Source organism: Pseudoalteromonas sp. RWi3, from assembly GCF_054960735.1.
The window spans coordinates 113,547-134,367 of the sequence record NZ_JBHNYL010000002.1 but is presented as its reverse complement, the minus strand read 5'-3'; the positions used below and the strand labels follow the sequence as shown (position 1 = coordinate 134,367).

Below are 20,821 nucleotides of genomic sequence, written 5' to 3'. Positions count from 1 at the left end.
ATTTAGCCCTATTAGGTAACACATGAATTTTATAAATTTAAATTTAGTTCTTTTGTTAATATTTTTTTCACTTCGTTCATATGCTGGTATTGATCTTTCGAAGGTTTACTTGAAAACAGGAGAGTCGAAAACTTATGAACAACTACTTAAAGACAATAAATTACCTGGTATTAGCGTTGCAATAGTCGATAACTATGAAGTTATTTTCACTTTTTCTGGCGGCCTAAAGGATACGGCGAGCAAAAATAAAATTAACATTAATACGTCTTTTAATGCCGCATCTATTTCTAAACCTATAGTAGCGACTTTAGTTGTTATGCTAGCGGAAAAAGGTAAGTTAGACCTAGATGCGCCTGTTAGTAAATACCTTAAAAGGTGGGCGTTGCCAAAGTCTGATTTTACACTTAATCATGTTGTTACTTTACGTCATTTGCTGAGTCATACATCAGGAACAAGCCATAGTGGTTATAGTTCAAACTATAGTGGCGATACAATTCCCTCTACAGTGGAGACGCTCAATAACTATAAAAATGAAGCAATAACAGTGATTTTTGAACCGGGTTCTAGCTGGAAATACAGTGGCGGTGGTTTTCTTATTGCCCAATTAGTGTTAGAAGATGTAACGGGCAAAAGCATGGCAAAGCTTGCAGAGGAAATGCTTTTTACACCATTGGGTATGAAACACAGTACCTTCAATCAGCATGGACATGTTAATTTTCCAATTAATGTTGCCAAAGCGCACAATAACAACAACGAAGTAATTTCTACTGGGATTCCTATTTGCCCGCAAGCGGCCTGTGGTTTGTGGACCAATGCTTCAGATATAGCGCTGTTAACAATCGAAATTCAAAAATCCTTGGCGGGCAAAAGTACTAAAGTAATATCGACAAAGGCTGCTCAAAATCTAATTGCTATTCAGACCACTGAATTGACTGGTGGCTGGAGCTTAGGATGGATGCGCAATGCAGGGATAGGCAACCTGGATTGGTTTTCTCATAGCGGGTATAACCACGGAACTGGCGGACTGATAATGGCTTCAGTAGAAGATGGTCGCGGGATTTTTGTTTTTGGTAATGGTGATTATAGAGCTAGGGTATCAACAATTGAACAAATTGTTGCCTCTGTGACAACCGCTTTGAATTGGAAAAATGAGATAGCTCAAACTAAAGAGCCAATATCAAAAAATTTCGTGGATAACTTACTTGGTGAATACGAAAATTTGATGCCACATCATTTTTCTCCCTTTGCTAAAAAGATAAAAATAGAAAGACAAGGAAGTGAACTAGTTTTACTAAACTCGGAAACTAATAATGCACCTTCACGTATCATATTAACAGGAAATAATAAGTTTAGAGTAGATGAGCTAGTCAACAGCCAATTAGGACTTGTCTTTGATGAACATGGAGTTACATATATAACATTGGAGCAACCTGATACTACTCTTGTCAGTAAGGCTATGCGTAAATTAAAGAAATATAAGGGCAATGAATAATTGACGAATTGGGGATTAATTAACTCTTTTCGACTCAAAATGAAGTAAAGCAGGCATTATTGTCTTCATACATCAAAGTCATTACCTTTAACCTAATAGTACATAGCGTTTTAATTAACAGCTATGTACTTATAAATTAGATGCTTTCTCTAAATCGAAGCGTCTCAAATTTATTTTTTTGCATAATTGACTCAAAGGACTTATGCACAACATCGCATATAAAACACTTGTTTATGATGGACAAGAATGCGGACTGAAAGTGTATTTGTTCGTTGGGTTTCGTTGCACTCTACCCAACCTACGTAGCCAAATTTAACTGTGAACTTAGAACATAAAGCTTACCGCTCCCAGCTTGCTTATATTCTTTACAAACAAAAGCGCGAGATATACTCGCGCTTTGTGCAAAATCCCTAGTACCTGTTACCTAGAACCTAGTCATCTATCTATCAACTAACTAAATCGCTGGATAACCTATGCGATCTGATAAGTAACCAACGCTAGTAGCGAAGTAGTATGAACGGTTCCAATGCATAAGTGATTTGTAGTTATCATAAGCAAGGTACATACGCCCGCCCATGTCATCTGGCATAACGAGGGCAGCTGTCACATCTACATTTGGAAGGTCTGTGCCGTCCATCTTACGCAGCCCAAGTGCTTGCCAATCAGCTAATGAACGTTCTGAATCAGCCCAGTAGTCCAGCCATTGCTTGCGCGTACGCGTGCCGCGTTTTAATACATAATTTTTATCAAAACCATCAGGTAATTTAACTTGGCGCCCCCAGGTTAAATCGTCATTCCAACCTGCTTGCTTTAAGTAGTTTGCGATTGAAGCAAAGGCATCAGCTTGTGTGGTCCAAATGTCTTTGCGACCATCCTTATCATAATCAACTGCGTAAGCATTAAAAGAGGTTGGCATAAATTGCGTTTGTCCCATTGCACCGGCCCACGATCCTTTGAATTTATCTAGCGTGATATGCCCTGCTTTTAAAATATCCAGCGCGGCCCAAAGTTGGTTTTTATACATGGTTTCGCGACGGCCATCGAACGCCAATGTTACCACTGATGAAATAACATTGTGTCCACCTTGAATTTTGCCGAAGTTACTTTCAAGGCCCCAAAGTGCAACAATAAAGCGAGCTTGCACGCCGAACTCATCTGCAACTTGTTCTAAAATTTCTTTATTTTCAGCATACAATTTACGGGCGCGGTCTATTTTCCATTGCGGTACACGTTTAGGTAAATATGTTTCGAGGGTTTCTTTAACTTCTGGCTGGTTTTTATCAGCAGAAATTACTTTTTTCTTAAACTTAGCCGTTGCAAACGCAGCGTCAATAAGCTGTTTGTCATAGCCTTTTTGCGTTGCTTCTTGTTTGAGGTTCGCAACATATGCATCAAATTTTTCTTGTGTATTGGCCAGTGCCGATGTGCTAATGCACGCACTACAAATAATAGCAGCCAATTTTGTTAATACTCTTTTAGTCACTCTCAACTCCATTTTGTTTTTTAAACTCAGCAAGTAAATTATCTTGTGGTGGTGGAATCTGCAAGTAAAACCCATCATCTGTTAACGCTTGCTTAACTGTATTTAGATCTGCAACACCTAAGTGCTCTCGTTTCGCTAAATTTATTAGCATTACGTATACAGGTTTACCAAACATCCCCATTAGAGGTTCAGGTACCTTGCCAAAATCATCTCTTTTTTCGACAAAAAGAAAGGTATCCGCTTTTTTCTTACTTTTATATACCGCAGTGAGCATTATGAGCCTATAAATTCTTGCGTAACAGTGCCGCACACTATACCATGAGAGTCATAATAAGTTAGAAAAAATAGATTAGAAATTTCAACTTAATCCACATAATTTAGGCCATTTTTAGCCTGTATTTGTCTAGTTTTAAATTCTGATCAAATAATACAATTGAGTGTATATGTCGGACCAAATATTTGAGTTAAAGGGAAATCTATTTACGCTATCAGTGTTACACCTGTACAGCACTGATATAAACCTTTTAGCAGAACAACTTTACATAAAAATATCACAAGCCCCACGATTTTTTGAAGGTGCGCCTATTGTTGTTAACTTAATTGAAGTTAAGAATGAGCAAATAGACTTTGCACATCTTAAATCTTTAATTGAGCGGCTCAACTTCAATGCTGTTGGTGTATGTAATGGCTCCGATGAACAACATACACTCGCTAAATCAGCAGGCCTGTCTGTTTTAAATTATTCACAAGACGTTAAGAGTGAACCTGTTAAAAAGGAGCCTAACACGTCAATTGTTGAAAAAGCCGTACATTTACCAGCACAAATAATAAATGGCACGGTTCGCTCAGGCCAACAAGTCTACGCTAAAGACAGAGATCTTATTGTACTTGGTGCAGTTAGCCACGGTGCAGAAGTAATCGCTGACGGCAATGTCCATATATATGGCACATTACGTGGTCGCGCTATTGCTGGCGCGCAAGGTTTAAAAGAAGCGCACATTTTTTGCCAAAAGTTAGAAGCTGAACTTGTTTCAATTGATGGTAATTACTGGATCAGTGATTCATTACAAGGTGAACACTGGGGACAGGCTGTGCAAATACAACAAAAAAACGAATCTTTAGAAATTTCAGCTTTGGTTAAAGGATAAATCTTATGGCAAAAGTAATTGTCGTTACATCTGGTAAAGGTGGTGTAGGTAAAACTACATCAAGTGCTGCAATTGGCACAGGCTTAGCACTTAAAGGCTATAAAACAGTTATTATCGATTTTGATATTGGCTTGCGTAATCTTGATTTAATCATGGGTTGTGAACGCAGAGTCGTTTATGATTTTGTAAATGTAATCAATGGTGAGGCAAATCTTAACCAAGCACTTATCAAAGATAAACGTGTAGAGAAGTTATTTTTACTACCCGCTTCACAAACTCGCGATAAAGATGCGCTAACACGTGATGGTGTTGAGCGTGTGCTTAACGAGCTGAAAAAAGATTTTGACTACATTGTTTGCGATTCACCCGCTGGTATTGAGGCAGGAGCAATGATGGCAATGTATTTTGCTGATGAAGCAATCGTCACAACAAACCCAGAAGTTTCATCGGTTCGAGATTCAGACCGTATTTTAGGAATTCTACACAGCAAATCAAAACGTGCTGAAGAAGGCCTTGAAAATATTAAAGAACATCTCTTACTTACTCGCTATAACCCAGAGCGTGTTGAGAAAGGCGAAATGCTTTCAGTTGAAGATGTAAAAGACATTCTTTCTATTCCATTATTGGGTGTAATACCTGAGTCACAAGCCGTACTGAGCGCGTCAAACTCAGGGCAACCTGTAATTTTAGACTCGGAATCTGACGCAGGCCTTGCATATGCGGATGCGATTGAGCGATTATTAGGTGAAACTGTCGATTTTCGCTTCTTAGATGTAGAGAAAAAAGGGTTATTTAAACGGATATTTGGAGGTTAATGTGTCTTTACTTGACTACTTCCGCTCAGAAAAGAAAAACACCGCATCATTGGCAAAAGAGCGATTGCAGATTATTGTTGCGCACGAGCGCTCACAGCGCGGTACACCAGATTATTTACCACAGTTAAAACAAGACATCCTTGATGTTATTCGCAAGTATGTCAATGTGAATACAGATGCAGTGCAAGTTCAATTCGATCAAAATGAAGATGACTTAGCTGTACTTGAGCTTAACGTCACTTTGCCTGACGAAGAGAAAAAATAGCTTTTTTCAAAATTATCTATTTATTTAAGGGCGCTTCATTGCGCCCTTTTGTTGTTAGTAATCCGAGCTCATTTTTATACCAATCCGCAATACTGCTTAATCATTTTGCGGGGCTAAACGTGTCGCTACCTGCGTTATAAAATTCTCATTTAGAACAAACAAATAGCAATTTTTGCCTAGCTATCAACACGTTTTCCATTCCTCAAAATAGATCACTTAATTAAGCGAATTGGTATTACTACATAAAATCCAACGTTAATAAAACACGTTGGGTATTATTTTTAACTGCTGGAGAGCGATGAACTAAACCTGCACCTTCTGTATCTTGCCAATTCTCTCCTTTCAATAATGCAACATCACCTTGGGTTAATTGTTGTATATGTTCAGATTTATCAAATAAACCCGAGTCTTCATCCTTAAGACCATTATTGCCAGCGCCTAATTTGGAACGATCAACATGCTCATGTGCAAGCCACTCAGTAGCAACGCCTTGATAGGTTGAAACTAATCTACAGGGTATTTTATCAACGTGAAAGCGTGGACACATCGCTTTGTCTAGCATTGTTAAGCGCAAGCCTGCTCGTTTTAAATCAAACAAGCAACAAAAAATATCAACAATTAAAGCAATGTCTTGGCTCAAAATTGATGCTGCTTCAGAGTCACCAAGAATACCAGTGAGCTCATCATATGTATTCTCGGGTGCAACCGCTATTTCTACTGGTTTTAATTGCTTGGAATTTATAAGCTGATCGACTGCCGCACAAAGTGTGTCTGCAAGTTGCCTTTGCCAAATAACAATATTTACATCGGGTTGATAAATATCAGCAAATATACTGGGTTGAGTATCTATAGCCGCACGACGCTCTAAAAGCTCTTCAGCTAATGAAACAGTTACAAGGGAATTCATACACCTTCCTCCCATACTGGAAATGGGTCATTTAACGATGCCCAAAACTCTTTGCCTTTAAGCAAAATATCATCGTTTAATAAGCAAGCATCAAGCGCGCCTTTCATCGCACTTTTATTTAAAGACTGTCCTATAAATACTAACTCTTGGCGCATATCACCAAATGGCTCTTGCCATTTTTCATTAATTTCAGCTAAAGTTTGTTCATCAGTCGGCCATTGAGCTTTAGGCAGTGATTTATAAAACATTCCTGCAAAACCATGATCGGCAATGCCGCCTGCTTGATTCCACTGACCACAAAAATCAGGCCGTGTTGCTAGCCAAAAATAACCTTTTGAACGAAGCAATTTGCCATATTGCTCAGTAGAGTGTAGGAACTGATAAAATTTATCAGGATCAAAAGGTTTATGTGCAACATAATTTAAACTGCTTATTCCGTACTCTTGCGTTTCTGGGATATGCTCACCACGCATTTCTTTAAGCCAACCAGGTGCTTGTTGAGCCTTATCAAAATCAAATAAGCCCGTATTCAAAATTTCTTCTACAGCCACATTACCAGCCGTTATAGGAATAATCTTAGCTTGTGTATTGAGTGTTTTTAAGATTGCGGTGAGCTGAGAGACTTGTTCTGCGCTTACCAAGTCAGTCTTACTGATCAAAATAACATCTGCAAATTCAACTTGATCGACAAGCAAGTCCGTAATGCTGCGCTCATCTTCTGCGCCTAAAGACTCCCCGACATCATGCAGTAATTGTGATTGCTCATAATCATGCAAAAAGTTGACTGCATCAACAACTGTCACCATTGCGTCTAATCTTGCTACATCTGATAAAGAGACATTATTATCATCGGCAAACGTAAACGTTTCAGCAACAGGTAGAGGCTCTGATATACCCGTCGATTCAATGACTAAATAATCAAATTGTCCTTGATTGGCAAGCTTTGTAACTTCTATTAGAAGATCTTCTCGTAAGGTACAACAGATACACCCATTACTCATCTCTACCAGTTTTTCGTTAAGATGATTAAGGGAAACCTCGTTTTTAATAACCGCGGCATCTATGTTGATGTCGCTCATGTCATTTACGATGACAGCCACTTTTAAACTCTCTCGGTTATTTAAAATATGGCTTAATACGGTGGTTTTACCAGCCCCAAGAAAACCAGACAAAACTGTGACGGGCAGTTTATTATTCATTTTATAGCTCTTTAATTAATACGGTATAGTGATGTTATAGTATATCAACTTAATTTACTAGCTAACGTATTAGCTGAGTATTTAGAATACAAAATTTATCTAAGCACCAAAATTTTGTTTCCTAGCTTTTTTAGAACCACTTAATATATGTTGAGCTACAAAATTTTAGTATGATAGGCCATTAATTAGCTAGAATTGACGTTATTCAATTGCTTACTTGATGACATAACAGCCCAAAAATAAAATACACTTTATTTAATTAACCATATACTTAACTAACCCGTAAAGTTTGGGTTTAGGCATTTTGCTTAAGGTAATTTTTCACTAGCACTTAGACTTTATACCTTAAGTAATGAATGGCGATATATAATAAACTGATAATATCAGTCAGGAGAAAGTGGATGAAGTTTCTTATTTTTTTAGGCACTGTGCGCGACAGTACTCCACCAAGACCTGCTCGCTTAGGATTACGGGTTGCAAAATCATGCCTAAGTTATTTACAAAGCACTTATTCAGACCATCAATTTGAATTAGTTGATCCATTAGATTATCCATTAGAGCCTGTATTTAAACCGCAATTTGTCTATGCCAAAGGTAAAGCACCCGAGCTACTCAATACCCTTGCAGAAAAAATAGCCGCAGCTAATGGATATGTTATGGTAAGCCCTGAATATAATCATTCTATGAGCCCTGCCCTTGCTAACTTATTAAATCATTTTGCCAGCTCATCGTTCGCCTATAAGCCGAGCGCAATTGTTACCTATTCTGCAGGTCAGTGGGGCGGAATGCGAGCAGCGATTGGTATGCGTACGTTTTTAGCTGAACTTGGTTGCTTATCGGTCTCTGCAATGATTCATATTCCTAAAGCACAAGATGTGTTTAAAGAGGATGGTTCTAATATAATAGCCGAAGAGGAAAGTGCATGGATGGACTATTACAGCCGCACATTTAACCAGTTAATGTGGTGGGCATCAGCAACAAACCAATACAAAAATGAAGTAAAACCGAATGATATGATAGGCAATTTTAAAAGCTCACCATCTCAACGAAATGCACCTTAACCTATAAATATATATCCAAATACATGCTTATAGGTCACTTGCAGCCTGGTTATTGAGTACTATTCTATTGGGCTAAACCAAGCTATTTGCATCGATTAACTTATCTTCTTGTTTTGATTTAACCGCATAATTAAAGCCGGGTTGAATGCAATATGAGCCATAGTCTCCCGCTTTATTTAATGCTAAAAACCCCACCTGAAATTGCTTATAATTACCTAACTTGCTGGCAATACGCTCAACAGCTGCCTTGCATGCCTCCGTAGGTGACATACCTTGGCGCATCATATCAACCACAAGGTGACACCCTACAGTTTTCATCATCAATTCGCCCATTCCAGTTGCTGTCGCAGCACCAATGTCATTGTCTACATATAAGCCAGCCCCAATAATAGGTGAATCACCTACTCGCCCTGCCATTTTAAAAGCTGCACCACTGGTGGTACACGCTCCTGATAAGTTACCGTGGCTATCTAGTGCTAACATACCTATGGTGTCGTGATTTTCAATATTGATAACAGGTGCGTATTTTGATTCCACCAGCCAATCTTGCCAGACTTTCTTGGCGTTTGCTGTGAGTAAGTTTTCCTCTACAAATCCATGTGTTTTAGCAAATTGCAGTGCGCCTTCACCAACCAACATCACATGCGGTGTTTTGTCCATTACTAGACGAGCAACTGAAATTGGGTGTTTTATATTTTGCAGATAGGCCACTGAGCCACAATTTTGATTTTCATCCATTATATACCCAAGCCACCTCAAGATGCAGAATTCAGCGTTTCACAGGGGCTTAATATCAAGGCGTTACTTTGCAACAATGGCCATCCCTTTTAAGAAGTAACAACGATGAGAGTAAGTCCTGTGAAACGCCCAAGGGGTTGGTTTAAAAGTGATTTATACTGCGTTATTTATTTTAACAATAGAACCACTATTTTTTGCAATCAATGCCTTGCCTAAATCACTTTTAATTCCAACTGAAACTCGCATCTTGAGGTGGCTTGGGTATACTTGCATCAAGGGTGACGTTACCTTCTCTATCTGGATAGCCACCGTACCCAACAGTCATTACATCTGGGTCGGCTTCAGGGATTCTAACACCCGTTTCAACGGCATCTATAGCCTTGCCTTGCTGGGTAAGAACCTGCCAAGCGGCTTGATTTGCGGCTAAGCCATGCTGCCAAGTTGACACGACGATAGGCATATTGCGTATTTTTGTCTTGTTGGTTCTAGCTGTAATCTGAGGCGAGCTTGCCATACTTTTACTCGTTAATGTTGAGGCACCTAAAGCAAGTAAAGTTGTAACTGATTGTTTTAAAAATGTTCGTTTAGTATTCATTGGTTAACCTAGATTGGCATTAATAAAAAAGGCCAGAATAAGCTCTGACCTTTGGTCTGTTAAAACTATTTATCTAGTCCAAGTAACTCAATTTCTGCGATTTGGACGAGTCCATCATTGTTTGCGTTTTTACTGATATTCAAACGATAGCTTAAATAGCCAAAACCATTACTGAAATCAAAATTACGGCGTTGAAAACGGGTATCCCAGCTTTCTCCTACAAAAGCAGCAATTTCTTCCCATGTTTGTCCACCATCATTTGAGCCCAGTAAACTAAAGTTTTCAGGGTCGCGCTCTGGCGCATCATTTGCACTTGTAATAGCTAAACCGCTAACAACTTGTTTTTGAGTAAAATCTACTTGGATCCAAGAAGGGTCGTCAGCAGTCGGTGCACCTTGCCAATCATTGTGATCAAGCCATTTTGTATTAACATCACCATCAAACGCTTTATCAGCACTTTCACCATCGCCAATACTATAGCGAGCACTGTAAATAGCATCAGGTAAGCGACTTAAGTCTGTGTAGGCATAATCAGGGCCAACCGTGGCGATTTCAGCAATTTGTACTAAACCATCATTATTAGCATTTTTGCTTACTGACAAACGATAATAGCTATAAGCTAAGTTATTACTAAATTGGAGGTTTTTTCGTTCATAGCGCTGTTCAAATGTTTCACCAACCCACGAAGCTAAATTAACCCAATCCTCTGCATTATTAGAACCCAAAATACTAAATGATTCTGGGTCACGCTCTGGTGCATCGCCAGCACTGGTTATTGACAATACATTTACCGCTTTTGCCTGGGGTAACTGAACTTGTATCCAAGCAGGGTCTTCATCAGTTGGTGCGCCTTGCCAATCATTGTGGTCAAGCCATTTTGTGTTAACGTCATTATCAAAAGCTTTGGCTGCACTTTCACTGTCGCTAATACTATAGCGTGCACTATACTTCACGCCATCTGCTTTGCTGTGATCTAAACCTGGTTTCACAGGGCCGATTAAGTCTATATTGGCTATTTGCAGCAACCCATCATTATTCTTATTTTTACTGATTTCTAATCGGTAGCTTGTAAATGCTAATTGATTTTGAAATGTAAAGGCTCTTCTTTGCGCTCGTTCATCAAATGATTCACCTACCCAATTTGCAAGTTCAAGCCAAGTTGTTCCGCCATCATTTGAGGCTAATAATGTAAAGTTTTCTGGATCGCGCTCTGGTGCATCATTAGCACTTGTAATCGCTAACGTATCAACTGCAACAGCACTGTCAAAATCCATTTGTATCCACGATGGATCAGCTTCGGTTGGAGCGCCGTTCCAGTCATTATGATCAAGCCATTTAGTAGATGGGTCGTTATCAAATGCCTTATCTTGGTTTTCTGCATCGCCAATGCTGTATCGAGCCGTTGCTACGCCATTCATTTCATTCGTATGGTCAACACTATTAAACACTGGGCCAATCATTTGAATATCTGATAACTGCACTAAGCCGTCATTATTTTTGTTCTTTGTTATATTGATGCGAAAGCTTTTAAATTTTTGAGCATTAGTAAAGCTGAACTCTTGTCGCAAAAGACGTTCATCAAATGATGCACCGACAAAGCTGGCAAGGTTTGACCATGTTTCTCCAGCATCATTCGATCCTAAGATTGTGAAGTTTTCTGGGTCTCGCTCAGGAGCATCATTAGCACTTGTAATAAATAGACTGTTCACTGCATGAGGATTTGTAAAATCAACCTGTATCCAAGAAGGATCCTCCTCAGTAGGTGCGCCTAACCAATCATTGTGGTCTAACCATTTAGTATCAATATTTGAATCAAATGCTTTTGCTGCATCCTCGGCATCACTTATTGCATTTCTTGCTGTGTAAACAGCACCCGCTAAATTTGCTTGTGTTGTTACCTCTTGTAATGGACCCGTTGATACGGGTTCATCAAATAATGACAGTGATACATCTACAATTAGATCAGCCGTTAATCCAAGTTGCTCTGTTAACGGATGAATACTGATAGCATCAAAGGTTGATTGACGAAGCGTCTCTAAAGCAACGTTATCCTCTGCGAGTGCCAACTGAATATTCTGCTGGGCAGAATCTAAAACTGTTTTTAATGTTTGAGTGTCACTGTATTGAGCAAATGATGCATTAAGTAAAGACAATTTAATGGTTGTTTCATCAGCATATTTAATTGAACAGACCTGCTCACCAGCATCATTTTCTTCGCAGTTTTCACCCTCAATAAAGTTTTCAAGTTTATCCGCGCCAATTACCGGTGTTGTAAATACATTACTGTTACTTGTGTTCCAACCCAACAACCTTAATAACAGATCAGACACCTGACTTTGTGCTAATACCATCAATTCTGGTGTGGATACATTCTTACCTTCATTAATCTGTTGTTCTAATAATTGTGTTGCAAGTGTGGTAAGTGCATTAGCTTGGAGTGTTGTATCCTCTACGCCATTGTTTGTATTACCATAATCAACAGATAATTGACCTAAAGTAGTAAAGGTGTTTCCTGCAATTGCTCCTTCTGCTGTTAACTGTGCAAAGTCTGTCTCACCACACTGCAAAGCGTCGCACAACATAGTTGAGCTTTCACTCGTTACAACATTTAGCTTAACTGTGGTGTTAATTCCAAAGCCTGGGGCTGATGCCAATTCGACAAAAAACTTTCCTTCATTGTCTGTAAATTGAGTGCCACTAATTGTTAGCTCAGTACCATTTAATGCGCTTACTGATATATCTGCGTTTGCAATTGAACCTTTTACTACTGAACCTGCAATTTCTGCATATGTCATATCTGGTGTAACAGGAACATCCTCTTTTTGAGGATCGTTACTCCCTCCTCCACAGCCACTTAATAATCCAGCAGTGAGAATAGGAGTCCCTACAAGTTTAAAAAATTTTAGTTTATTCATAATAGTGCCTTAAAAATTCAGGTATCGTTTACACACTAACTTGCCTTAGTCGTTATTTTTTATGGCGTAGCCAGTTGATTTGATTAGTGTATTAACATGTACTTATTGATATGGTTTTAAAAACGATAAGTCATGCCGGCATAGTATCTACGTCCAGTGTAACTACTACTACGCAGGCGATTTTTACTATCGTCACCATAATAAGTACGCGCTTCTTCCTTGGTTAAATTGATTACAGATACAGACAGAATTAGATTTTCTATAATGTTATAAGACGCGTTCAAATCAACTTGTTGATAGGGTTGTTGTGAAACTGTTAAGCCATCTGCAAGGCCTAATGCCATTTTTCCTCGACGGTTATAAGAAGCTCTAACGCTGTAGTCTTGATTTTCAAAGTATGCAGAAAAGTTAAATTGATCATCTGCGCTACCAACAAGTGCAGACTCACCAACTTTCTCGCCATCCACACTAACATCAGCCTGATTTGTATCATTTAAGGTGTAGTTAGCATTGATCCCAAAACCATTTTCAAAAGAATGCTGTGCAAAGATTTCAATGCCGCGCGATGTTGCGTTAGTACCATTTGCTGTTGTTGTAAATGGAGTAACGGTAATATCACCTGCAGGTACTATTTCTTCATTTGTGAATGGGTTTGTAAAACCTTCAAATGGGCGCTCTGAGGTTATAATTAATGGCACAATAAAGTTATCGACATCTTTATTAAATAAAGCAACACCAACGGCAGAGCCAACACCATAGTAATATTCAGCCGACAAATCTAATTGTACTGATTCAAATGGTTCAAGGGCTTTATTGCCGCCCGAGCCACTCCACCCTTGATCAACTGGGTTACCTCTAAACTCAAGGCGATCATCAGCCCATTCTTGGGATATAAAAGTAAGTTGTTCTGGCGCACCTAAATCATTAAATGGCGCTCGTGACATGGTTTTAGCAGCAGCGGCTCTAACCACAAGTGAATCATTTGCTTCCCAGACTAGATTTAAACTAGGCAGAAAACGTTCATCTTTTACTCTGCGCGTGGTCATTGTTTCCACATCAACTAAACGCTCATCGCCTAAGATGTCTTCGCCAGTTACGTCGTTAATATCATCTAAAAAATAATTAATCTTGTCTGACGACATAATTTGGGTTTGTGTTTCAACATAACGTACACCGACATTGCCGCGGAAATCACCAAACGAAAAGTCAGCTTGTAAATAAGCCGCTGTGATTTCTTCTTCAATATCAAACACAAAATCTGGCTCTCGTCTGGTATATTTAGCGTATTCACTGGTAACTATACTGCGGTACTTTTGCCAGTTGATGCTTGGCATAGTATTAACTTCAAAACCACCCGCTATGTTTTGTTCTGACTCTGCATTAAGCACGTCTTGAAGGCTTGGCATTCCACCGATCCATTGATAGGCTACTTCGTCAATCTCACCTTGGCTGAATGGGTCTAAATCTCCACTCGCGATGCGGTTAGCGCCCTCTTGTGTTATAAAAAATGTATTGTTGGTTTCACGGTGTAAGCTTGCTTTTCGATGTTTAACACCCACACGAATTGTATCTACGATGCCATAAGCTATGTGGTAATCTAAATCCAATTGACCATAATCTTCAACCAAGTCACTGACAATAAAGCTTGAGCCAGTTGAACCAGGATCGGGGTCGCCTGCAACGCCCGATTGTAAGTTTGCTAATAGTGCAGGATCTGCATAAAGTGATACGCGATCACCTAAACGCCAACCTGCAAATGATGCGGCATTTTCATTAACGCCTGAATCACTTCGGCTTGCTGGTTGACCACTTTTATAAGCCGCATTAAATGACTCAGAAGGCCCACCACTTGCTTCTGTTCGACCAAATTTACCGCTTAAGTCAAAGAGGTCGCCTGCATATTCAAATGAAAAGTCATAAGTATCAGATGTGTCTTTTTCTTTTGTATAGCTACCTATAATCCAAGGAAACTCTAAATTACCCTCACTGCCACCTGCCCCGCTGGTAAAATCCATTCCGGTGACAATTGTTCCAGTTTCATCGAGTAAAACGCCTGTTAAGTAATCAGGATTGTATTTCCATTCTGGGATCATTAATTGAGATGTCGTGCGATCTTGCCCCAGTTCGAAGTGAAAATGATTAAAGGTAAGTTCTAAATTATCTGATGGGCGCCATTGAAAAGTCGCTTGAATTCCAACTCGTTCACGGGCCTCTTGCGTAATTCCAACACCAGCAACTTGAGGTGCCCAAACACCATCGTATGTGTTGCCGTATGCATCTTCTAATGCATCAAAACGTCTAGTACTATCTGTTATTTCGTTGCCATTAGTATCTGTTGCAGGTAAATCACTGCTCGTTGCCCAGCGCCATCCCCCGCCGCCTGACATATTGCCTGTAAGCGATCTGTTTGTACGCTCTTGATTTGTATATCCAAGTAAAAAACCCAAATTTTCATCTTCATTCTTCCAAGAGTAAACACCACTAAAGTTGGGTTCATATTCTTTTGTAACATCAGCGTAAGTATACTCAACATTCAATACACCAGAGTTAGCTTCCATGTCTAAAGGTGTTCGGCTATTTAGAATGACAGTACCACCAACTCCCCCTTCATCTAAGCGAGCTTCAGATGATTTAAACACTTCAACAGACTTAACCATGGTTGATGGCAATAAAGAATAACTAAAGGAACGTGATGGAGAGCCCGGAGACGACGCTATGAAATTACCATTTAACTGGGTAAGGGTTAAATCAGATGAAAGCCCTCTAATACTCACATTTTCCCCTTCGCCACCACTTCTAGAGATCACAACACCGGGTACACGCTGTAAGGAGTCTGCTACATTTTTATCAGGAAATTTACCAATATCCTCAGCCGTTATAGCATCAACAATTGAATTTGAAAGACGTTTAATAGCTAGATTCTCTGCCATTGAAGAACGAATACCTCGCACCTCTATAACTTCTATGTCATCTTCTTGTTCGTTTTTTTCATTTTGCGCCAATGCATTACTCGAGCTTGCAATTATCGCCAACATCAATGCTGACTTTCGAAACAGCCAAGCAAAGTTTGGCGAGCCTAAACTATTATTATTGTTCATGTTTATCTCCATTCACTGTGTGTATTCTTGTGTTGTGTAAGCCTTAATGAGGTCAAACAATGAGTTAAACCTAAAAACCAATAAATAATTTCAAGGTTAAATTGTTGTTAAATCACAATTCCAGAATAGGGTTTTACAATTAAAAGCGATAATAGAAATTCGGTTAACAATGCTACAAAATCGGCGTTTAGTATATTTTATTATCTATTTTAATTTGAATTGGTTTATAGTCTTAAACCGTAAAAACTAAGTTTACTTATTAGTGCAGCAACGTTAACACTCAGTATAAACACCTATAACCTATTAATTAAAAAGAAATTTATAGTTTATTTCTCATGTTTTACTTAGTGGTAAATAATATATGGCTGCTAAATAATTTATTTTAGGAAAAATAGTGACAGGTAAAAATTTAGAAATTTGTATAAATTCCGACAACCTCATAAGCCTACCTATTAATTTAAATAGTGCATTTATTGCAGGAGCAAATAGAGTTGAGTTGTGCAGTGCAATGCATCTTGATGGGCTAACACCAGAAATTACTGCGATCAAAATGTGTGCACAAAAAATACCTGCACACGGTGAGCTTCTTGTAATGATAAGACCTGTAGCAAATAAGTTTACTGTTAATAAAACACTATTAAATACGATGATCTCTCAAATAATGACTGCAGCAGATTTAGGTGCAACGGGTGTAGTGTTTGGCGCAATATGTGGGTTAGAAGTAGACATAAATGCAACTCAACAACTTGTATCATGTGCACAAAAGCACGGTTTAAAAACAACATTTCATCGCGCGTTTGATTGTGTAAGTAATAAACAACAAGCAATAAAGCAACTCGTTGATTTGGGTATTGACCGAGTCCTAACCAACGGCAATCACTGGAATGAAAATCAGCCTATATTGCATAATATATATCAATTAGAACAGCTTATTGAGAAGGCACAAAATAAAATAGAAGTCGTTATAGGTGGTGGTGTATCCAGCCAAAACGCAGCTAAACTATGGCAACTCGCGGATGGCAATTTAGTGTCACTTCATACACACTCGGGCGTACTGAACAGCAAGGGCTTTATCAATCCATTATTGATAAGTAAAATTTTAGCTAATTCTCAAAAGCAGGCATTGAATGATTGATAAAAAACCACAGTTTTTTTTAGGTATTGATGGCGGCGGAACAAAATGCCGTGTCAGGCTTGAAAACGCAGAAGGCGATTTACTCGCTCAAGCACAAAGTAGTGCTGCAAATATTGCAACGTCAGTACAAATAGCACAAAAATCTATTGTTGATGCAACAATGCAGGCACTGAAAGAGGCAAATTTACCCGCCTTTGTCTTGCCTTCTATCAATGCTTATGCGGGACTTGCAGGGGCAAACATTGAAAGCGCAAAAATTGCTATGTCTAAATGGTTGCATCCTTTTGCACAATTTAATTTTTCTACAGATTTACATATAGCCTGTCATGGAGCGCACGCAAGTAACAACGGCGCTATCATCATTCTTGGTACAGGTTTTTGTGCTGGTGTTATTAATAATAACCAAGTAACAGAACTAGGTGGCCATGGACTACTTTTAAGTGATGGTGCTAGCGGTAGCTGGATTGGTCTTGCTCTTTTTCGTCATACTTTAGAAGTGCTAGATGGCCTTTATTCAAGTACGCCATTAGTTGAGGAGTTTTTAGCTCAGACCAAGTTTGCCACTGCGCACCAGCTAACTCAACATGCAATGAACGAAAAACCAGCTTATTTCGCACGTTTCGCACCACTGGTATTTGCTATGCATGAAGACCCTATTGCTAAGTCTATTATTCAAAAAGCAGTAGACTACACCACCCGTTACATCGAACATTTAGTACAGCTTGGATTTACAGATATATCCCTAGTCGGTGGCGTCGCAGATAAAATAAGCGCTTACTTATCCACAAATATACAAGGATACCTTTGTGATGCGAAGTATTCACCGGAGCAAGGGGCTATTCAACTGGCTAGAAATTATACTAACGGTTAATGTTTTCACGCATCTGTGAAGGTACTTCACCAAATAAACGTCTAAATTGTTTACTAAAATAGCTGGGTTCTGCAAAGCCACATTGGTAAGCTATTTGCGAAATAGGTAAGCGTGTTTCAACTAACAATTTGCGTGCATTTTCTAAACGTATTTCGTTAATAAGTTGGTTCGGCGTTTTAGCTAAATGTTTTTTGAAGCGCCTTTCTAATGCACTCACAGATAAATGTGCAAGTTCCGCTAAGTGCTCTATGTTGATAGGGCGTGAATAATGTTCGCGAATATAATCTACTGGCCCTTCTATTGCTCTTACATGGGACAAGGCTTTAGAGGTTTTTTGAAGGTGGCGTGTAATACCATAAGTACCGACAATTTCTTTATCCAAATAAATTGCTTTTTTAGATGTAGAAAACCAGGCTAGTTCTCCATTTGATGTATGATTTAATTCAAGCCTGTCGGTGACAGTTCCCCCTAGCATTACTCGCTTGTCATCATTTACGTATTGGAACGCAAGATGCTTTGGTGAAAAATCGTAATCAGTTTTTAACGCTATTTGCTCAAACGTTTTATAACCCTGATGTTCAATAAAGTGTTGATTAGCAAAAAGAACCCGACTTTCAGTATCTTTTACCCAAAACAAAATATCAGGCAACAAATCAAATGCTGATATTAGTTGATTGACCCCTGCTCTATCAATAATTTGTTGAATATCCAATACACTTAACCTCGATAATTAACTTGAAACTAAATATATAAAACGCCGATTTTGTTGCATTGTCAACCGAATTTTTATTACCCCTGACGATGACCATTCACTATTATTAATAACATGATATTAACTAAATTCAATAGATTGCTATTGAGGTGGTATTTTAGATGAATAATCCAAAAATCAGAATGGGAATGGTGGGTGGCGCTGAAGGTGCATTTATTGGTGCAATTCATCGTATTGCAGCTAGACTCGATGGGTTAATTGATCTTGTAGCGGGTTCTTTTAGCTCTAATCCAGCTCTCACAGAAAAAACAGCAGCCATACTTGGTATTGACTCCTGTAGGAGTTATGACACTTACCAGCAGATGTTTATTGAAGAAGCAAAGTTACCTGTTGATCAGCGCATAGATTTTGTAGTTATTGTTACCCCTAACCACCTTCATTTCCCAATCGCTAAATTAGCCATTGAGAGCGGTTTTCACGTTTTATCAGATAAACCTGCCACATTAAACCTACAAGAAGCACTGAGCTTAAAACTAAGTTTAGATAACAGTGATTGTTTATACGGCTTAACCCATACCTATACCGGTTACCCAATGATTAAAGAAGCGAAATATCGCATCTCCCAAGGCGAGATAGGCACTATTCGTAAAGTCATTGTTGAATACTCTCAAGGTTGGCTTTGTGATACAGAAGACGAACAAGTAAAGCAAGCCCAATGGCGCTTAGACCCAAAGAAAGCTGGAATAAGCTGTTGTATCGCTGATATTGGCGTACATGCAGCTAATTTAACAGAGTATGTTAGCGGCCTTGAGATTAGCTCACTTTGTGCTGATCTGAATCACGTTGTGCCGGGCAGAACACTCGATGATGATGGTACAGTTTTGTTGCGTTTTAATAATGATAGTAAAGGTGTGCTTCTTGCGAGCCAAGTCGCTCTTGGCGAAGAGAATAATTTATCTCTTCGCATTTACGGTGATAAAGCAAGTTTAGAGTGGAATCAAATGGAGCCAAATAGTTTATGGCTCAAAAGTCATAACGCGCCAACAACATTATTACGTGCGGGCGTTGGGCTAATAAGTGAAGCAGCACAAAACTCGCTTCGAGCACCCGCAGGCCACCCAGAAGGTTACCTCGAAGCTTTTGCCAATATATACGTCAACTTTGCAAATCAAATAAACGCGAAAAAAGCAGGGAAAACAGCAACAAATGAAGAGTTCGATGTACCCGGTATAAAAGATGCGATTAGAGGCATGGCATTTATTGAAAATGCAGTAGCCGCCTCTAAAGAAGAGACTAAATGGCACTCATTTAAAATTGGATAGAGAGAGTATGAAAAAAATAAAAGGCCCAGCAATATTTTTAGCGCAATTTATCAGCGATGAAGCACCATTTAATAATTTTAAAGATATTTGCCAATGGGCGGCAGAGCTCGGTTATAAAGCAATTCAACTTCCAACATCAAATACTGAGATATTCGATTTAGAAAAAGCGGCTCAAAGCCAAGAATACTGCGATGAAGTGACTAGCATTGCTAAACAAGCAGGGCTTACAATCAGCGAGTTATCAACGCATTTACAAGGGCAGTTAGTTGCTGTGCACCCTGCTTATGATGAAATGTTTGATAATTTTGCCCCAGAAGCGTTACGTGGTGACCCAACACAAAGAACTGAATGGGCAATTAAACAATTAATGTTTGCTGCCAAAGCAAGTAAAAATTTAGGACTTAAAACCCATGTCACATTTTCGGGTGCGCTACTTTGGCATACCTTCTACCCTTGGCCGCAACGACCACAAGGCTTAGTTGAAGAAGGCTTTAACGAGCTTGCTAAACGCTGGCTACCGATACTAGATTACTTTGACGAAATGGGAATAGATGTTTGCTATGAATTACACCCAGGCGAAGACTTGCATGATGGTATTACATTTGAGCGCTTTTTAGCTGCAACAGGTAATCATCCAAGGGTAAATATTCTATACGATCCAAGTCATCTAGTATTGCAGCAACTTGATTATCTTACATTTATTGATATTTACCACGAGCGAATAAAAGCTTTTCACGTGAAGGATGCAGAGTTTAATCAAAGCGGCCGCAGTGGTGTTTATGGTGGCTATCAAGATTGGCAAGATCGACCGGGCAGATTTCGCTCGCTCGGTGATGGTCAAATAGATTTTAAATCAATATTCAGTAAATTAACCCAATATGGATTTGAAGGCTGGGCTGTTTTGGAATGGGAATGTTGCATTAAAGATTCTGAACAAGGGGCCAAAGAAGGCGCACCGTTTATTGAACAGCACATAATTACTCCTGTCAGCAAAGCGTTTGATGATTTTAGTGCAATGAATACCAATCCCCAACGTAATAAGCGGATATTGGGTATTAACTAGAT

The 20,821-nt window shown here is 39.1% G+C and carries 17 protein-coding genes and 1 pseudogene; 9 read left to right on the top strand and 9 right to left on the bottom strand.

Annotation, left to right across the window (positions count from 1 at the left end):
* Positions 1-22: 22 nt before the first annotated feature.
* The gene (locus ACFI4Z_RS04190; protein WP_462669461.1) at positions 23-1,492 is read left to right on the top strand and encodes a serine hydrolase domain-containing protein; all 1,470 of its coding nucleotides are present in this window, start codon (positions 23-25) and stop codon (positions 1,490-1,492) included.
* 454 nt (positions 1,493-1,946) lie between these two features.
* Here the strand turns inward: ACFI4Z_RS04190 and ACFI4Z_RS04185 are convergent, their stop codons facing one another.
* Entirely contained in the window at positions 1,947-2,987 is a 1,041-nt protein-coding gene (locus tag ACFI4Z_RS04185) for a lytic murein transglycosylase (RefSeq protein WP_462669460.1), read from the bottom strand.
* Positions 2,968-3,249: a YcgL domain-containing protein gene (locus tag ACFI4Z_RS04180; RefSeq protein WP_462669459.1), complete on the bottom strand. Its 282-nt coding sequence runs from the start codon at positions 3,247-3,249 to the stop codon at positions 2,968-2,970. Before ACFI4Z_RS04180 ends, ACFI4Z_RS04185 begins: the two co-directional genes overlap by 20 nt.
* 169 nt (positions 3,250-3,418) lie before the next feature.
* Here ACFI4Z_RS04180 and minC point away from each other — a divergent pair, with 169 nt between their 5' ends.
* The 3 genes from minC to minE are packed head-to-tail and all read left to right on the top strand — an operon-like array spanning position 3,419 to position 5,203.
* Positions 3,419-4,123, top strand: a complete 705-nt coding sequence (gene minC / locus ACFI4Z_RS04175; protein ID WP_462669458.1) for a septum site-determining protein MinC — start codon at positions 3,419-3,421, stop codon at positions 4,121-4,123.
* A 5-nt stretch (positions 4,124-4,128) separates the two neighbouring features.
* Positions 4,129-4,938, top strand: coding sequence for a septum site-determining protein MinD (minD, locus tag ACFI4Z_RS04170; protein ID WP_394189615.1), 810 nt, complete (start codon positions 4,129-4,131; stop codon positions 4,936-4,938).
* A 1-nt stretch (position 4,939) separates the two neighbouring features.
* Positions 4,940-5,203, top strand: coding sequence for a cell division topological specificity factor MinE (gene minE, locus ACFI4Z_RS04165; protein ID WP_087531477.1), 264 nt, complete (start codon positions 4,940-4,942; stop codon positions 5,201-5,203).
* Between the two features lie 238 nt (positions 5,204-5,441).
* Here the strand turns inward: minE and ACFI4Z_RS04160 are convergent, their stop codons facing one another.
* Complete coding sequence (locus ACFI4Z_RS04160) at positions 5,442-6,110, bottom strand: DUF1826 domain-containing protein (RefSeq protein ID WP_462669457.1); 669 nt, start codon at positions 6,108-6,110, stop codon at positions 5,442-5,444.
* Positions 6,107-7,309, bottom strand: coding sequence for a zinc metallochaperone GTPase ZigA (gene zigA / locus ACFI4Z_RS04155; RefSeq protein WP_462669456.1), 1,203 nt, complete (start codon positions 7,307-7,309; stop codon positions 6,107-6,109). Before zigA ends, ACFI4Z_RS04160 begins: the two co-directional genes overlap by 4 nt.
* Before the next feature lie 401 nt (positions 7,310-7,710).
* On the opposite strand from zigA, the gene ACFI4Z_RS04150 reads away from it, so the two are divergent.
* A complete protein-coding gene (locus ACFI4Z_RS04150; RefSeq protein WP_462669455.1) occupies positions 7,711-8,370 on the top strand; it encodes an NADPH-dependent FMN reductase in 660 nt (219 codons plus the stop codon).
* 72 nt (positions 8,371-8,442) lie between these two features.
* Here ACFI4Z_RS04150 and ACFI4Z_RS04145 read toward each other — a convergent pair.
* The 4 genes and pseudogenes from ACFI4Z_RS04145 to ACFI4Z_RS04130 all read right to left on the bottom strand — a co-directional run.
* Positions 8,443-9,111: pseudogene (locus tag ACFI4Z_RS04145) on the bottom strand (isoaspartyl peptidase/L-asparaginase family protein); the annotation flags it as partial.
* A gap of 220 nt (positions 9,112-9,331) precedes the next feature.
* A complete protein-coding gene (locus ACFI4Z_RS04140) occupies positions 9,332-9,703 on the bottom strand; it encodes an isoaspartyl peptidase/L-asparaginase (protein WP_462669454.1) in 372 nt (123 codons plus the stop codon).
* A gap of 65 nt (positions 9,704-9,768) precedes the next feature.
* Positions 9,769-12,618, bottom strand: coding sequence for a discoidin domain-containing protein (locus tag ACFI4Z_RS04135; RefSeq protein ID WP_462669453.1), 2,850 nt, complete (start codon positions 12,616-12,618; stop codon positions 9,769-9,771).
* A 116-nt stretch (positions 12,619-12,734) separates the two neighbouring features.
* Positions 12,735-15,716, bottom strand: coding sequence for a TonB-dependent receptor (locus tag ACFI4Z_RS04130; RefSeq protein WP_462669452.1), 2,982 nt, complete (start codon positions 15,714-15,716; stop codon positions 12,735-12,737).
* A gap of 394 nt (positions 15,717-16,110) precedes the next feature.
* Here ACFI4Z_RS04130 and ACFI4Z_RS04125 point away from each other — a divergent pair, with 394 nt between their 5' ends.
* Together ACFI4Z_RS04125 and ACFI4Z_RS04120 are read left to right on the top strand one after the other, a co-directional pair.
* Complete coding sequence (locus ACFI4Z_RS04125; protein ID WP_462669451.1) at positions 16,111-16,851, top strand: copper homeostasis protein CutC; 741 nt, start codon at positions 16,111-16,113, stop codon at positions 16,849-16,851.
* Positions 16,844-17,722, top strand: a complete 879-nt coding sequence (locus tag ACFI4Z_RS04120) for a glucosamine kinase nucleotide-binding domain-containing protein (protein WP_462669450.1) — start codon at positions 16,844-16,846, stop codon at positions 17,720-17,722. The genes ACFI4Z_RS04125 and ACFI4Z_RS04120 overlap by 8 nt, the downstream gene beginning before the upstream one ends.
* Here ACFI4Z_RS04120 and ACFI4Z_RS04115 read toward each other — a convergent pair.
* Entirely contained in the window at positions 17,712-18,434 is a 723-nt protein-coding gene (locus tag ACFI4Z_RS04115) for a PAS domain-containing protein (protein ID WP_462669449.1), read from the bottom strand. The genes ACFI4Z_RS04120 and ACFI4Z_RS04115 overlap by 11 nt on opposite strands.
* Before the next feature lie 161 nt (positions 18,435-18,595).
* Between ACFI4Z_RS04115 and ACFI4Z_RS04110 the strand changes: the two genes are divergently transcribed.
* Together ACFI4Z_RS04110 and ACFI4Z_RS04105 are read left to right on the top strand one after the other, a co-directional pair.
* Positions 18,596-19,756, top strand: coding sequence for a Gfo/Idh/MocA family protein (locus ACFI4Z_RS04110; protein ID WP_462669448.1), 1,161 nt, complete (start codon positions 18,596-18,598; stop codon positions 19,754-19,756).
* Positions 19,757-19,763: 7 nt separating this feature from the next.
* Positions 19,764-20,819 (top strand): sugar phosphate isomerase/epimerase family protein, encoded by a 1,056-nt coding sequence (locus ACFI4Z_RS04105; protein ID WP_462669447.1) that lies wholly within the window; start codon positions 19,764-19,766, stop codon positions 20,817-20,819.
* The last annotated feature ends 2 nt before the right edge of the window (positions 20,820-20,821 follow it).

Coding starts and splice junctions, on each gene's coding strand:
- ACFI4Z_RS04190 (WP_462669461.1), top strand. CDS start 23: ATGAATTTTATAAATTTAAATTTAGTTCTTTTGTTAATATTTTTTTCA.
- ACFI4Z_RS04185 (WP_462669460.1), bottom strand. CDS start 2,987: ATGGAGTTGAGAGTGACTAAAAGAGTATTAACAAAATTGGCTGCTATT.
- ACFI4Z_RS04180 (WP_462669459.1), bottom strand. CDS start 3,249: ATGCTCACTGCGGTATATAAAAGTAAGAAAAAAGCGGATACCTTTCTT.
- minC (WP_462669458.1), top strand. CDS start 3,419: ATGTCGGACCAAATATTTGAGTTAAAGGGAAATCTATTTACGCTATCA.
- minD (WP_394189615.1), top strand. CDS start 4,129: ATGGCAAAAGTAATTGTCGTTACATCTGGTAAAGGTGGTGTAGGTAAA.
- ACFI4Z_RS04160 (WP_462669457.1), bottom strand. CDS start 6,110: ATGAATTCCCTTGTAACTGTTTCATTAGCTGAAGAGCTTTTAGAGCGT.
- zigA (WP_462669456.1), bottom strand. CDS start 7,309: ATGAATAATAAACTGCCCGTCACAGTTTTGTCTGGTTTTCTTGGGGCT.
- ACFI4Z_RS04150 (WP_462669455.1), top strand. CDS start 7,711: ATGAAGTTTCTTATTTTTTTAGGCACTGTGCGCGACAGTACTCCACCA.
- ACFI4Z_RS04140 (WP_462669454.1), bottom strand. CDS start 9,703: ATGAATACTAAACGAACATTTTTAAAACAATCAGTTACAACTTTACTT.
- ACFI4Z_RS04135 (WP_462669453.1), bottom strand. CDS start 12,618: ATGAATAAACTAAAATTTTTTAAACTTGTAGGGACTCCTATTCTCACT.
- ACFI4Z_RS04130 (WP_462669452.1), bottom strand. CDS start 15,716: ATGAACAATAATAATAGTTTAGGCTCGCCAAACTTTGCTTGGCTGTTT.
- ACFI4Z_RS04120 (WP_462669450.1), top strand. CDS start 16,844: ATGATTGATAAAAAACCACAGTTTTTTTTAGGTATTGATGGCGGCGGA.
- ACFI4Z_RS04110 (WP_462669448.1), top strand. CDS start 18,596: ATGAATAATCCAAAAATCAGAATGGGAATGGTGGGTGGCGCTGAAGGT.
- ACFI4Z_RS04105 (WP_462669447.1), top strand. CDS start 19,764: ATGAAAAAAATAAAAGGCCCAGCAATATTTTTAGCGCAATTTATCAGC.